The 14,007-nt window shown below is 69.1% G+C and carries 14 protein-coding genes; 7 read left to right on the top strand and 7 right to left on the bottom strand.

Going from position 1 to position 14,007, the window contains the following annotated elements:
• The first annotated feature begins 17 nt into the window (after positions 1 to 17).
• From ASD43_RS07010 to arfA, 4 genes are read left to right on the top strand one after another with little or no spacing between them, the layout of a single operon-like run.
• Positions 18 to 1,355, top strand: a complete 1,338-nt coding sequence (locus ASD43_RS07010) for an extracellular solute-binding protein (RefSeq protein ID WP_056415306.1) — start codon at positions 18 to 20, stop codon at positions 1,353 to 1,355.
• Positions 1,352 to 2,311: a carbohydrate ABC transporter permease gene (locus tag ASD43_RS07005; protein ID WP_045253584.1), complete on the top strand. Its 960-nt coding sequence runs from the start codon at positions 1,352 to 1,354 to the stop codon at positions 2,309 to 2,311. Before ASD43_RS07010 ends, ASD43_RS07005 begins: the two co-directional genes overlap by 4 nt.
• Complete coding sequence (locus tag ASD43_RS07000; protein ID WP_056415303.1) at positions 2,311 to 3,216, top strand: carbohydrate ABC transporter permease; 906 nt, start codon at positions 2,311 to 2,313, stop codon at positions 3,214 to 3,216. Before ASD43_RS07005 ends, ASD43_RS07000 begins: the two co-directional genes overlap by 1 nt.
• 54 nt (positions 3,217 to 3,270) lie before the next feature.
• Positions 3,271 to 4,794 carry an arabinosylfuranosidase ArfA gene (gene arfA / locus ASD43_RS06995; RefSeq protein WP_056415301.1) on the top strand — a complete coding sequence of 508 codons (1,524 nt, stop codon included), beginning with the start codon at positions 3,271 to 3,273 and terminating at the stop codon, positions 4,792 to 4,794.
• Positions 4,795 to 5,087: 293 nt separating this feature from the next.
• On the opposite strand, the gene ASD43_RS06990 is transcribed toward arfA, so the two are convergent.
• The 7 genes from ASD43_RS06990 to ASD43_RS06960 form a co-directional block, all read right to left on the bottom strand.
• Positions 5,088 to 6,221 carry a bifunctional 2-methylcitrate synthase/citrate synthase gene (locus tag ASD43_RS06990; RefSeq protein ID WP_056415299.1) on the bottom strand — a complete coding sequence of 378 codons (1,134 nt, stop codon included), beginning with the start codon at positions 6,219 to 6,221 and terminating at the stop codon, positions 5,088 to 5,090.
• Positions 6,222 to 6,295: 74 nt separating this feature from the next.
• Complete coding sequence (gene prpB / locus ASD43_RS06985; protein WP_056415296.1) at positions 6,296 to 7,204, bottom strand: methylisocitrate lyase; 909 nt, start codon at positions 7,202 to 7,204, stop codon at positions 6,296 to 6,298.
• A gap of 187 nt (positions 7,205 to 7,391) precedes the next feature.
• A complete protein-coding gene (locus tag ASD43_RS06980; protein ID WP_056415293.1) occupies positions 7,392 to 8,918 on the bottom strand; it encodes an MmgE/PrpD family protein in 1,527 nt (508 codons plus the stop codon).
• A complete protein-coding gene (locus ASD43_RS06975; RefSeq protein WP_056415290.1) occupies positions 8,915 to 9,586 on the bottom strand; it encodes a GntR family transcriptional regulator in 672 nt (223 codons plus the stop codon). The genes ASD43_RS06980 and ASD43_RS06975 overlap by 4 nt, the downstream gene beginning before the upstream one ends.
• A 313-nt stretch (positions 9,587 to 9,899) precedes the next feature.
• Positions 9,900 to 10,271, bottom strand: a complete 372-nt coding sequence (locus ASD43_RS06970; protein WP_056415286.1) for a transcriptional regulator — start codon at positions 10,269 to 10,271, stop codon at positions 9,900 to 9,902.
• On the bottom strand, positions 10,264 to 10,707 hold the full coding sequence (locus ASD43_RS06965) for a hypothetical protein (protein ID WP_157550881.1): 444 nt from the start codon (positions 10,705 to 10,707) through the stop codon (positions 10,264 to 10,266). Before ASD43_RS06965 ends, ASD43_RS06970 begins: the two co-directional genes overlap by 8 nt.
• Positions 10,708 to 10,744: 37 nt before the next feature.
• Complete coding sequence (locus ASD43_RS06960; protein ID WP_056415279.1) at positions 10,745 to 11,722, bottom strand: EamA family transporter; 978 nt, start codon at positions 11,720 to 11,722, stop codon at positions 10,745 to 10,747.
• 39 nt (positions 11,723 to 11,761) lie between these two features.
• Here ASD43_RS06960 and ASD43_RS06955 point away from each other — a divergent pair, with 39 nt between their 5' ends.
• The 3 genes from ASD43_RS06955 to ASD43_RS06945 all read left to right on the top strand — a co-directional run bounded on the left by ASD43_RS06955 (position 11,762) and on the right by ASD43_RS06945 (position 14,000).
• A complete protein-coding gene (locus ASD43_RS06955; RefSeq protein WP_056415275.1) occupies positions 11,762 to 12,298 on the top strand; it encodes a CGNR zinc finger domain-containing protein in 537 nt (178 codons plus the stop codon).
• 15 nt (positions 12,299 to 12,313) lie between these two features.
• Complete coding sequence (locus tag ASD43_RS06950) at positions 12,314 to 13,297, top strand: acetylxylan esterase (protein WP_056415272.1); 984 nt, start codon at positions 12,314 to 12,316, stop codon at positions 13,295 to 13,297.
• A 112-nt stretch (positions 13,298 to 13,409) separates the two neighbouring features.
• Positions 13,410 to 14,000, top strand: a complete 591-nt coding sequence (locus tag ASD43_RS06945) for a glucose-6-phosphate isomerase family protein (RefSeq protein WP_056415269.1) — start codon at positions 13,410 to 13,412, stop codon at positions 13,998 to 14,000.
• The last annotated feature ends 7 nt before the right edge of the window (positions 14,001 to 14,007 follow it).

The following is a 14,007-nucleotide window of genomic DNA, read 5'->3' as shown; positions in this document are numbered from 1 at the left end:
GTCACGAAGGAGTGACGATGACGCCCCCGCTCGATATGTCTCGGCGGCAGTTTCTGACTGCCGCCTCGGTCACGGCCGCCGCGGCTCTGCTCGCCGGCTGCGCCCCCGGCACCACGCCGGGCACGAACGCCCAGACACTGCAGTTCTGGCACCTGCTCTCGGGCGGCGACGGTGTGACGATGTCGCAGTTGCTCGATACCGCCAACGCCGCACAGGACGCGTATCGCATCCGGCCCACCGTGCTCGCCTGGGGCACGCCCTATTACACGAAGCTCGCGATGGCCGGAGCCGGCGGTCGCGCCCCCGACGTCGCGATCATGCACGCCACCCGCACGGTCGGCTGGGCGCCCGGAGGCCTGCTCGACACGTGGGACCTCGACCGGCTGGCCTCGCTCGGCGTCGACAGCACGACGTTCCCGAAGCCGATCTGGGAGAAGGGCTTCGTCGGCGAGAACATGTACAGCATCGCTCTCGACGCGCATCCGTTCGTGGCGATGTTCAACACCGACGTCTGCGACGCCGCAGGAGTCCTCGACAGCGACGGGCGTCTGCAGCAGACGACGTCTCCCGAGGAGTTCCTGGACCAGCTGCGCATGATCGGAGGCCAGGCCGAGGGTCATGCGCTCTCGTACGGCTACCTCGGCGACGGCGCCCAGATGTGGCGCCTCTTCTACACCTTCTATTCGCAGCACGGCGGCGCGATGGAGCTGCCTGCGGGCGGCAAGGCCGTGATCGACAAGGATGCCGCCGTCGAATCGCTCACGCTGATGCGCACCCTGCTCGACGGCGAGATCGCCCTCGCGCAGGCCGACTACGGCAGCGCGGTCGCCGAGTTCGCGACCGGCAAGAGCGGGATGCTGTTCACCGGCGTCTGGGAGCTGCGCACCATGCAGAACGCGGGGATCCCGTTCGACGCGACGATGATCCCCACCCTCTACGGCACCCCGGCGGTCTACGCCGACTCGCACTCGTTCGTGCTTCCGCACCAGGCGAACGCCGACGACGAGAAGCGCGACCTCACCTACCGGTTCGTGGCCGACATGCTCAAGGGCTCGTTCGGCTGGGCGGAGGCGGGGCACATCCCCGCGTTCCTCCCCGTCACCGAATCCGCCGAATACGCCGACCTGATCCCGCAGGCGCACTACGCCGAGGCCGCGCAGCAGGTGGTGTACGACCCGACCGCGTGGTTCACCGGATCCGGATCGAACTTCCAGGGCGAGTTCGGCGCCGCCGTGCAAGGCGTGCTGCTCTCGGGCGACGACCCCGCCGCGGCCGTCGACCGTTTCGAAGCGCGTGTGAACACCCTCCTCCGACAGCCGAACCCGGCAGACCCCGAGGGGACGTTCGCATCATGACGACCACCACCGCGGCCACCGACTCGACCCGCACGATCGTCACCGGTTCGAAGACCGGCGCACCGGCCCGCCGTGCGGGATCCCGCAACCGCGAACAGCTCATCAGCTGGGCGTTCCTCGCGCCCTTCCTGATCGCGTTCGTGCTCTTCCTCGCCTGGCCCATCGTGCACGGCATCATTCTCAGCTTCACCGACCAGTCGCTCACCGGCGCCGGCGGAGCATTCGTCGGGTTCGCCAACTACGCCGAAGCGCTCGCCGACCCCGTCATGTGGCGCTCGATGGGCAACACGGTCTGGTTCACGCTGCTGTCCACCGTGCCCCTCGTCGTGGTCGCGCTGCTGATGGCCGCTCTCGTCGATCGCGGCATCCCCGGCCAGTGGCTGTGGCGCCTGTCGTTCTTCATGCCGTACCTGCTCGCCTCCACCGTGATCTCGCAGATCTGGGTGTGGATCTTCAACCCCCAGATCGGTGCGGCCAACAACATCCTCGAGGCGTTCGGTCTCGAGCCGATCGCCTGGCTGCAGAACCCCGACACCAACATGCTGTCGATCGTCATCGCCACCGTCTGGTGGACCGTCGGCTTCAACTTCCTGCTCTATCTGGCGGCGATGCAGAACATCCCGCCGCAGCAGTACGAGGCGGCGTCGCTCGACGGCGCAGGGCCGTGGCGGCAGTTCTGGTCGATCACGCTCCCCCAGCTGGGCCCGGCGACCGTGCTCATCCTGATCCTGCAGATCCTGGCGTCGCTGAAACTGTTCGATCAGGCGTATCAGATGCTCGGCGGGGTCGCGAGCGACACCACCCGCTCGATCGTCCAGTACATCTACGAGGCCGGCTTCGTCAGCTACCGATTCGGCTACTCGGCCGCGATCTCCTACGTGTTCTTCGCTCTCATCGTCATCATCGGCGTCGCGCAGGCCCTGATCTCGCGTCGCCGGAAGGAGTCGCAGCTGTGATGTCCACCGCCACTCTCACCGAGACCCTCACCACCGCCAAGCCCGCGCGCCCCCGCCGCCCGCACCTGCCGGGCGAGAAGCCGTTCGGCGCACTCCGCATCAGCGCTCTCGTGGTGCTGATCGTGCTCGCCGTCGGCTGGCTGCTGCCGTTCCTCTGGGCGGTGGCGACGGCCTTCAAGACCGAGACGGATGCCGCCAGCGGCGACCCCTCGTGGATCGGCGCCACCGGTCCGACGATCGAGGCCTTCACCGCGATCCTGTCGCAGGGCAACGTCTACACCTGGGCCTTCAACAGCCTGTGGACGTCGATCGCGGTGACCCTGATCACCCTCACGATCTCGGCGCTGGCCGCCTACGCGTTCTCGAGGCTCGACTTCACCGGGCGCAAGTGGCTCTTCGTCGCGATCATCGCCTCGATCGTGGTGCCGCCCCAGGTGCTCATCATCCCGCTGTTCTACGAGATGCTCGCGTTCAACATGATCGACACCTACTGGGGGCTCATCCTGCCGCAGGTGGTGGCTCCGGCCATGGTCTTCATCCTGAAGCGGTTCTTCGATGCGATCCCGATCGAGCTCGAGGACGCGGCGCGCGTCGACGGAGCGAGTCGGTTCCGCATCTTCTGGTCGATCGTGCTGCCGCTCTCCCGTCCGATCCTCGCCTCCGTCGCGATCTTCGTGTTCATCGGCGCCTGGAACAACTTCCTCTGGCCGTTTCTCGTCATCAATGACACCACGCTGATGACGCTGCCGGTCGGACTCCAGACGGTGATCAGCGCCTACGGCGTGCAGTACGCGCAGGTCATGGCTCAGGCCGTGCTCGCGGCGCTTCCGCTGATCATCGTGTTCATCATCTTCCAGAAGCAGATCGTCAAGGGCGTCGCGACCAGCGGCTTCGGCGGTCAGTAGTCCCTCCCCCGGCCCCCGGGCCGAAAATCCGCAGAGCCAGAATCAAGGAGTGCAATGAGCAAGGCCCGCATCACCATCGACCGCGACTTCACCATCGCCGATGTCCCCCGGAGACTCTTCGGGTCGTTCGTCGAGCACATGGGGCGCTGCGTGTACACCGGCATCTACGAGCCGGGACACCCGCAGGCCGATGAGCGGGGCTTCCGGCAGGACGTCCTCGCCCTCGTGAAGGAGATGGGCCCCACCGTGGTCCGCTACCCCGGAGGCAACTTCGTCTCGGGGTACCGGTGGGAAGACGGCGTCGGCCCCGTCGAGGATCGCCCCGTGCGCATCGACGGCGCCTGGCACACGATCGAGACCAACGCGTTCGGTCTGCACGAGTTCATGGACTGGGCGAAGGAGGCCGACGTCGAGGTGATGGAGGCGATCAACCTGGGCACCCGCGGTGTCGAGGAGGCCCGCTCGCTCGTCGAATACGCCAACCACCCGAGCGGCACGTACTGGTCGGACCTGCGTCGCAGGAACGGCGCCGAGAAGCCCTTCGACATCAAGCTGTGGTGCCTGGGCAACGAGCTCGACGGACCGTGGCAGATCGGCGGCAAGACCGCGACCGAGTACGGCCGGCTCGCTCAGGAGTCCGCCAAGGCGATGAAGCTCGTCGACCCCAGCATCGAGCTGGTGGCCGTGGGATCCTCCGGCCGGTCGATGCCGACGTTCGGCACCTGGGAGAACACCGTCCTCACCCACGCGTACGACGAGGTCGACTTCATCTCGATGCACGCGTACTACCAGGAGCACGACGGCGATGCCGAGTCGTTCCTCGCGGAGTCGGTCGACATGGATGCCTTCATCGAGGGCGTCATCGCGACGATCGACGCCGTGAAGGCGGCGGGCAAGCACACGAAGCAGGTCGACATCTCGTTCGACGAGTGGAACGTGTGGGACCAGGTGAAGTTCAACGATGTCGAGTCGGTCGAGATCGCGAAGGCCGGGTGGAAGAAGCATCCGCGTCTGATCGAAGACACCTACAACGTGACGGATGCCGTCGTCGTGGGCACGCTGCTCAACAGCCTGCTGCGGCACGGCGATCGCGTGAAGATCGCCAACCAGGCGCAGCTCGTCAACGTGATCGCGCCGATCCGCTCGGAGGAGAACGGCCCGGCCTGGCGCCAGACGAGCTTCTGGCCGTTCGAGCGCATGGCGCGTCTCGCCAAGGGACGCATCCTGCGTCTCGCGGTGTCGGCTCCGCAGATCGAGACGAAGCGCTACGGCGGCGTCGACGCGATCGATGCGGCCGCGACCTGGGACGAGGAGACCGGACGCGTCGTCGTGTTCGTCGCGAACCGCTCACTCGACGAGGAGAGCGACCTCACCGTCGACCTGCACGGCCTGAGCGGCCTGCGGGTCGTGAACGCCGAGACCCTGACGATCCCCGAGGGTGGCGACCGCCACACCGCGAACCTCGAGACCACGCCGGATGCTGTGCACATGGTGCCGCTCGCCGGCGCCGAGGTCGTCGACGGCGCGGTGCGCGCGACGCTGCCGCCGCTGTCGTGGTCGGTCATCGAACTGGCCTGACGCGGCACCGCACCGCCCCGTCCGAGGCCGAAGCACCAGCCTCCGCCCGTTGAGCGCGTTTCGTCTCGCTCCGCTCGCTCAACAACCGGAGCGAAGCACCGAGACGAAACGCGAAGCACCACCACGCCCCGCCCGTTGAGCGAGGAGCGAAGCACCGAGACGAAACGCGCACCCCCGCCCGTTGAGCGAGGAGCGAAGCACCACCACGCCCCCGCCCGTTGAGCGAGGAGCGAAGCACCGAGACGAAACGCGCACCACCAGCCGTGGCGCGCGTTTCGTCTCGCTGCGTCCGCTCAGCTCTCGACGTGTCGCTCGTCGACCCCGTCGTAGAACGACAGCGGACGGATCAGCGCGTTCGCGCCGGCCTGCTCGATGACGTGCGCCGTCCACCCGGTCACGCGCGCGGCGACGAACAGCGGGGTGAAGGTGAGGGTGTCGAAGCCGATCAGGTTGTACGCCGGCCCCGAGGGATAGTCGAGGTTCGGGTAGATGCCCTTGCGCGCCACGAACTCCGACTCGAGCGCGTCGTACAGCGCCGCGACCTCGGGCTTGTCATAGTGCGCGACGAGGGTGTCCAACGCCGCCTTCATGGTCGGCACTCGCGAGTCGCCGCTCTTGTAGACGCGGTGGCCGAAGCCCATGATCTTTCGCTTCTCGGCGAGCGCCTCGTCGAGCCACGGCACGACGTTCGACGCCTCGCCGATCTCGTCGAAGATGTGCAGCACGGCCTCGTTGGCGCCGCCGTGCAGCGGGCCCTTGAGCGCACCGATCGCTCCGACCACGGCCGAGTACAGGTCGCTCAGGGTCGACGTGATCACGCGGGCCGTGAAGGTCGACGCGTTGAACGAGTGCTCGGCGTACAGGATCATCGAGCGGTTGAACGCGTCGACGACGACCGGGTCGGGCTCCTCACCGAACGTCATCCAGAGGAAGTTCGCCGAGTAGTCGAGGTCGGAGCGCGCCTCGATCGGCTCCTCGCCGCGGCGACGTCGCTGGCCGTACGCGACGATCGCGGGAAGAGCGGCGAACAGACGGATGCTGCGCTCGAGGTTCTCCTCGGGGCTGCCGCCCGCATCGAGCACCGAACCGCCGGCGTTCGTGTCGGACGCGCCGATCAGGCTCACGGCCGTGCGCACCTCGTCCATCGGGTGCGCCTCGATCGGGATCAGGTCGATCGCCGCCTTGACGTTGTCGGTCAGGGCGCGATGCGGGCGCTCCTGCGCCCGGAAGGCCGCGAGTTCCTCGAATGTCGGCAGCTCGCCGTGCCAGAGCAGGTAGGCGACCGCCTCGAAAGGCTGGGTCGCCGCCAGCTCCTGCACCGGATAGCCGCGGTAGAGCAGGCTGTTCGTCTCGGGGTTGACCTTCGAGATCGCCGTCGTGTCGACGACGACCCCGGCGAGGCCCTTCTTGATGTCCGGCTCGGTCATGCTCACTCCTTCGTGTACTTCGACTCGTCGCTGCGCTCCTCGCTCAGCAACCGGCGTGATTCCCTTCGCTGCGCTCAGGGACGCCCTCTGTCTACCGTGAAGCCTGCGACGCCCGAGTCGAACTGCGTGTAGGACTCGTAATCGATCAGGTCGTAGAGATCGGCTCGGTGCTGCATCTCACCGAGCTTCGAGGTGAGATGCCCCTCCTCGTTCAGCGTATCGAGCGCACGGCCCGCGGCGCCCATCGCGATGCGCAGCAGCGAGACCGGCCAGATGACCATGTTCACCCCGGCATCCCGCAGCTGCTCGACCGAGAAGAGGTCGCTCTTGCCGAACTCGGTCATGTTGGCGAGGATCGGCACGTCGAGCGCCTCCGCCATCGCCTCGAACTCCGCCAGCGTGCGCATCGCCTCGGGGAACACGGCGTCGGCCCCGGCATCCACCAGCGCCTTCGCCCGATCGATCGCGGACTCCAGTCCCTCGATCGCACGGATGTCGGTGCGCGCCATGATCAGGAAGTTCGGGTCACGGCGGGCGTCAGCGGCGGCGCGGATGCGACGGATCGCCGTGGTCTCGTCGACGACGCTCTTGCCGTCGAGGTGGCCACAGCGCTTCGGATTGATCTGGTCTTCGATGTGTGTGCCGGCGAGGCCCGCGTCTTCGAGTTCCTGAATGGTGCGGGCGACGTTCATCGGCTCGCCGAATCCCGTGTCGGCGTCGACGATCGCGGGGATGTCGGTCATGCGCGCGATCTGCTTCGCGCGGCCCGCGACCTCGGTCAGCGTGGTGAGCCCGATGTCGGGCACCCCGAGGTCGGCGGAGAGCACGGCGCCCGAGATGTAGACCCCGTCGAACCCCTTCTGCTCGATCAGGCGGGCGCTCAGCGGGTTGAAGGCGCCGGGGAACCTCAGCAGCTCGCCGCTCGCGAGCCGCTCGCGGAACAGGCGGCGCTTCTCGGCCGGCGTGACGTGGGAGTACAGCATCAGTTCTTCCCTCTCTGGCGGGGTGCGCGTTTCGTCTCGCTTCGCTCGCTCAACGACCGAGGGCCGATCCCGCGACCGCTCAACGACCGAGGGCCGAGTCCCCGCTCGTTGAGCCGGTGGCGCGGTCCCCGGTCGCTGAGTCCCCGCTCGTTGAGCGAGGAGCGAAGCGACGAGACGAAACGCGACATCAGAACAGGCCCTTCGGGGCGTCGGCACCCTCGAGCAGGCCGGGCTTCGCGATGATCGACAGCTCGCCGACCTCGGCGGCCGTGAGCTCGGGCAGGCGCTGCACGAGCTCGAGGAACCGCTCGATCTCGGCGGCCTCGAGCACGGGCTCGGCCAGCAGACGGAACTTCGCGATGTAGTTGTCGCGGGCGAACGGTCGGGCGCCGAGCGGATGCGCGTCGGCGACGGCGATCTCGTCGACGACGGTCGTGCCGTCGGCGAGGCGGAACTCGACGCGACCGCCGAACGCCTTCACGTCGGGGTCCTCCGAGTGGTAGCGGCGCGTCCACTCGGCATCCTCGGCCGTGGTGACCTTGTGCCACAGCGCGACCGTGTCTGCGCGGCTGGCCCGTTCCGGAGTGTACGAGTCGACGTGGTGCCAGCCGCCGTCCTGCAGCGCGACCGCGAAGATGTACGGGATCGAGTGGTCGAGCGTCTCACGCGACGCCGTCGGGTCGTACTTCTGCGGGTCGTTCGCGCCGGAGCCGATCACGTAGTGCGTGTGGTGGCTGGTGTGCAAAACGATCGCCTCGATGTTCGCGGGGTCGCGCAGCGCCGGGTTCTCGGTGCCGAGCTTGCGGGCGAGGTCGATCCACGCCTGCGCCTGATACTCGGCCGAGTGCTCCTTCGTGTACGAGTCGAGGATCGCGCGCTTCGCCTCGCCCACGGCGGGCAGCGGCACCTCGTAGGCGGCATCCTTGCCGTCGAGCATCCAGGCGATCACGCCGTCTTCGCCCTCGTAGATGGGAGCGGGGCTCGTCTGCCCGCGCATCGCCCGGTCGACGGCCTCGACCGCGAGCTTTCCGGCGAAGGCCGGGGCGTGCGCCTTCCAGGTCGAGATCTCGCCCTTGCGGCTCTGCCGGGTGGCGGTGGTGGTGTGCAGCCCCTGGCCGACGGCCTGGTAGATCGTCTCGACGTCGAGGCCGAGCAGGGTGCCGATGCCGGCGGCGGCCGACGGGCCGAGGTGGGCGACGTGGTCGATCTTGTGCTTGTGCAGGCAGATCGCGCGCACGAGGTCCATCTGGATCTCGTAACCCGTCGCGATACCGCGCACGAGCGCCCGTCCGTCCGAGCCCACATGCTGGGCGACGGCGAGGATGGGCGGGATGTTGTCGCCCGGGTGCGAGTACTCGGCCGCGAGGAAGGTGTCGTGGTAGTCGAGCTCTCGCACGGCGACGCCGTTCGCCCAGGCCGCCCACTCGGGGCTGGTGCGGTGGTCGAGGGCTGCGCCGAAGACGGTGGCCCCGATGCCTCCGGTCGAGACGGGGTGGCTGAACGCCTGGGCGCGGGCCGCGTTGATGGGTCCGCGGGTGAGCGATGCCGCGGCGACCGAGGCGTTGTCGATGATGCGGTTGATGATCATGTCGACGATGTCCTGCTCGACCTCGACCGGGTCGGCCGCGACCTCGGCGATCTTCCAGGCGAGCTGGTCTTCACGGGCGAGATCCTCATCGCTGCGGTGGACGCGGACGTGGTGCGTGACGGTCATGATCTTCCTTCGGTCGCGGGATCGGGGAGGGAGTCGAGGATGCCGGTGAGCGCATTGTGCAGGTGCACGTGCGTGGCGTGGGCGGCGAGGTCGCCGTCGCGTGCGGCGAGGGCGGCGGCGATCGTGCGGTGCTCGGCGGCGGAGGCGGCGAGACGGGCGGGCTTGTCGCGGGCCATGCGACGCACCCGCACGAGGTGGGTGCGCACGGTGCGCAATGCCGAGGCGATGTAGTCGTTGTCGACCGCGGCGTCGAGTGCCGCGTCGAAGCGGGAGATCAGGGCGTAGTACGCGTCGCGGCCCACCCCGGCGGTGAGATCGACGTGCGCGAACTCCTCGGCGAGTCCGGCGAACAGGGCGGCGTCGCCCCGCTGGGCGGCAAGGCGCGCGGAGCTCTCCTCGAGCGCGCGGCGGATCTCGAACAGGGCGCGGATGTCGTCGGCATCCAGATCGGCGACCACCGTGACCCGCGGGGACTGCTGCACGACCAGCCCGTCGGCGGCGAGGCGGCGCAGGGCCTCGCGCATCGGGGTGCGGCTGACGCCGAGGCGGGCGGCCTGCTCCACCTCGCCCAGCACGAACCCGGCGGGAAGCGCCCCGGACTGGATGTCCTCCAGCAGTGCCGCGTGCGCTCGATCGCTCGCGGTGATGCGATCGGCGACGGAGCTCATGCCCTCAGTGTATACATAAGCGCGGCCTGAGGGAACCTCGAGGGATGAACCGCACCTCGACGTATACATAGCGACTCCAGCGCCGTCGCTCCGTCGACACCCGGCCTCCCTCTCCACCCCGCGCGAGCGGCGGGCGGACGGCATCCGCTCCTCCATGCGGGGTCACTTGCGCATCCGGAAATCCGTGCGGGGTCAGTTGCGCATCCGGAAATCCGCTCCGGGATGCGAAATCGACCCCGCACGAAATCGACCCCGCACGGAAGCGGGCACGTCGGCGCAAGCCAGGTAGGCGCCGGCGATCGGGGCGGCCTCGCTACGAGAGGCTCGAAGCCCCTGCACCCGGCCGCTGGGCGTCGCGCACGAGAGCCGTGAGCGCCGCGAGGTAGGCGGTGAAGCTCGCGCGCCCGAGCGGCGTGAGGGCCACGCGCCTCCCCCGCTTGTCGGAGGCGCTCTGGCTGACGCTCACCACGCCGGCACCGGCGAGCATCGACAGATGCTTGGACAGCGCCGACTTGCTCACTCCCGTGAGCCGCAGCAGTGTCGAGACGTCGACGTACTCGGCCGGCGACAGCGCCGACAGCACCGCCAGGCGCGCCGGTTCATGGAACAGCGGATCGAGCGCGGAGGCGGGAGAGACCGATCCTCCCGCCGCATCGCCGCTCTCTGACGGCGAGCCGTCAGACATCGCCGCGCCGCACCCCTCCGTCGAGCGGCTCCCCGCGCGTCGCGAGACGCACGAGCGCCGGAGCGCACACCACGAAGATGACGACCGCGGCGAGCAGGGCCGAGATCGTGTTCGGCGCCGCCCAGTCGAGCGCGCGCACCAGCGCCTGCGTCGCCACGTAGACGGCGATGACAGCGAGGATGCTCGCCACGAGGAGGACCACGCCGCGTCGATCCGACCAGTCGAGGCGCAACCGGATCGGCCTGGCCACCGAGAGCACCACGACGGCGAGCGTCACCACACCCAACAGCCAGAGCATGTCGAGATCGACGACCGCGGCGTACGCGATGATCATCACCGCCGTCACGGCAGCAGCGGCGAGGGCACCCGTGCGAGCGGCCCGGCGCTGGCCCTCTCGCGCCAGATCGAGATTCTTCTGTGCGTCGTCATTGTTCACGGCGATCATCCTCCAATGGTTTCCCGTGAAGAAACTATCACATCGTTGCGCGTGAGGAAACCATCTCCGGCTCCCCGAGCGCCGTGGAGCGCGGCTCGCCGAGCTTCACGACGACCACGCCGACCAGCACGAGCGCAGCGCCGAGCGCCTGCAGCAGGTCAGGCGACTGCCCGAGCAGCAGCCAGCCGAAGAGCAGCGAGGCGACGACCTCCGACAGGGCGATGAAGGATGCGAGGCGCGACCCCAGCATCCGCGTCGAGGAGATGCCCAGGACGTAGGCGAGCGCCGTCGCGACGAGGCCGATCGCCAGCACCGGAACGAACCACGGCACGGTGCCGAAGCGGTAGGCGATGTCGTCTGTCGTCCACGCCATGGGCAGGATGCCGACGAGCCCGGCGACCGTCAGCGCGACCGCGCCGAGCAGCAGCCCTCCCCCGGCGAGGGCGATCGGCGGCATCCCCGTGTCCGCCTTGGCCGACAGGAGGAAGTATGTCGCCGCCCCCACCATCGCGGCGAGCGCCCAGAGGATGCCGGCGACGTTCACCTCCGCGCCCGTGACGATGTCGAGCATCAGCACGAGCCCGACGAACGCGATGGCGGCGCCGATCATGCTGCGGCGGGTCGGTCGCTCTCCCCTGCGCAGCCACAGCCACAGGATGACGGCGATGGGCGCCGTGTACTCGATGAGCAGGGCCAGGCCGACGTCCATGACGGCGACCGCCTGGAAGTAGCAGAGCTGCGTGGCGGTCACGGCGAGCAGGCCGTAGGCGGCGACCAGCGCGGCGTTCTTGCGCAGCACGCCCCATCGCCCTCGCAGCGACACGATCGTCGGGATCAGGAGCACGAGCGCGGCGATCCACACCCGCGCGGTCACGGCGGCTCCCGGCGTCCATCCCGCATCGATGAGTCCGCGCGCCCAGCCGCCCGACATCCCGAAGGCGAAGGCAGCGCCGATCGCCAGCGGCAGACCGATGCGTACGCCCGATACCGTGGCGTCATTCGCAATGTGGCTCATGGCAGGTGACGCTACTCCCGCAGGATGTAAGGTGTCAATATGAACTTCACCGATGACACGGAAGAGGCGCTGCGCGCGGCGGTCCGGCTGGTGAACTCGGCCGAAGAGCCCGAGACCCTCGAGACGCTCACCGACGTCGAGGCCTTTCTCACGGACTTCCCCTATTCGGGCCGACTCGACCGCGATGACGCCGAACTCGCCGCACTGCGGGCGATCCGCCCACGGCTGCGCGACATGCTGCTCGCACCCCGCGATGAGATGGCCCGGCACGTGAACGCCGCCCTCGCCGAGGCGCACCTCGCGCCCCGGCTCGTGCGCCATGACGGCATCGACTGGCACCTGCACGCCGTCGACGACGAGCGTCCGCTCGCCGAGCGCGTGCTGATCGAGACCGCCATGGCCCTGATCGACGTCATCCGCGCCGACGAGGGCTCCCGCATCTCGATCTGCGCCGACGAGACCTGCGAGGCCCTGGCCCTCGACCTGTCGCGCAACCGCTCGAAGCGCTACTGCTCGACCACCTGCACCAACCGCAACGCCGTGGCCGCCTATCGGGCACGGCGCGCGAACGCCTGACCCTCTCGGTGACCGATGACCTCCTTCCCCTCCCCCTATGACACGTGGTTCCCCGATGCCGAGTTCGACGGCACCTACGGCCACACGCTGAGCACGTTGCGCGAGATCGCGCCGGTCCCCGCCCCGCCGGGCTTCGCCGAGCGGTGGAGGCGCTGGCGCGAGGAGGCGCGCACGACGGATGCCGCCCCCACCGTGCTCTCCTGCTCTGTCGTCGACGGCCGACAGGTGTCGATCATCGAGCATGCGGGAGTCGACGGCATCCGCCTGCGCGCCTGGCTTGTCGAGCCGCTCGAGGGCCCCGCCCGGGTCGGCGTCGTGCACGGCCACGGGTATGGCGGGCGGGATGCGATCGACCTGTCGCGCGTGCCCGCCGACGCCGCCGCGATCTTTCCCGTCGCCCGCGGCCTCGCGACGTTGAACGCGGGCGTCGGCGCCCCCGACCAGCCGCTCGAGCATGTGCTGACAGGCATCGACGATCCGGAACGCTACATGCTGGGGCTGTGCGCCCGCGACCTCTGGCTCGCCGCGGATGCGCTGACCGCCCTGGCGGAACCCCTGCCGCTCTATTACATCGGCGAGAGCTTCGGCGGCGGCATCGGCGCCCTCGCTCTCCCGTGGGACGACCGCTTCATCGGGGCGACCCTCATCGTGCCCAGCTTCGGGCAGTACGACGAGCGGCTGGCGGTGCGGTGCCTCGGCAGCGGCGAGGCGGTGCGCGCACACATCGCGGTGCATCCGGAGGCTCGCGAGGTGCTGCGCTGGTTCGACGCGTCGACGGCTCTCGGCGTCGCCCGCGTTCCGGTGCGGGTCGAGGCGGCGCTGTGGGATCAGTCGGTGCCGCCGCAGGGGCAGTTCGGCGTCGCGAACGCGGCCCGGATGCTCGAGCTGTTCGTCCTCCCGGCCGGCCATGCCGACTATCCGGGACTCGACGAGGTGACGGCCGAGGCGGTCAGGGGCAGCCGCGCCCACCTCGCTCGCACGCTGCGCGCCGCATCCTGAGATCAGGAGCGTCGCGCGCTTTCCGAACGCTGGACGCCACCTGTCATCACAGGTACACTCGACTTGTCATTACAGGTTGCGCAGCGCCGCAGCATCCGTACGAGGAGCATCGATGCCCCAGTTCCACACGCCCCCGATCTCGCCGATGGCGATCTCGTTCGACGCAGAGGCGCTCACGCTGAGTCCGGAGGGGCCCACCCTCACGCGGCGGATGTCCGACCTCGAGGGCCTGTTCCTGGACGCGGATGCCTGGGCCGCGGCATCGGCCGGCGAGAACCCCGTCGTCTACACCGTGGTCAGCTCGCCCGTCCCCGAGGTGGATCGCGAGCTGCCGCAGTCGATCACGACGATCATGCCGGGCGACACCTCGGGTGAGCTCTGGATGACCAAGGGCCACCAGCATCCGAACCACCAGGGCGAGATCTACCTCGCACTGAAGGGCCGCGGGGGCCTGTTGATGTTCGACGGCGAACGCACCGAGTGGCTCGACATGCTGCCGGGCACGATCGGCTACATCCCGCCGGGCTGGGCCCACCGCTCGGTCAACACGGGCGACGAGCCCTACGCCTTCCTCGCGGTCTACCCCGGCGGCGCCGGACACGACTACGGGTGGGTCCTCGATCACGGGATGGGCGCACGCGCCTATCGCGCGAGCGAGGGCGTGGACCTGCGCCCGTATTCCGCGTCCCCCTCGGCGGAATGAGGGCCGG

Origin of the sequence: Microbacterium sp. Root553 (assembly GCF_001426995.1) — a bacterium.
Taxonomy (GTDB): Bacteria; Actinomycetota; Actinomycetes; order Actinomycetales; family Microbacteriaceae; genus Microbacterium.
Note: the sequence above shows the minus strand (reverse complement) of the source record. Positions and strands in the feature narration are given on the sequence as shown.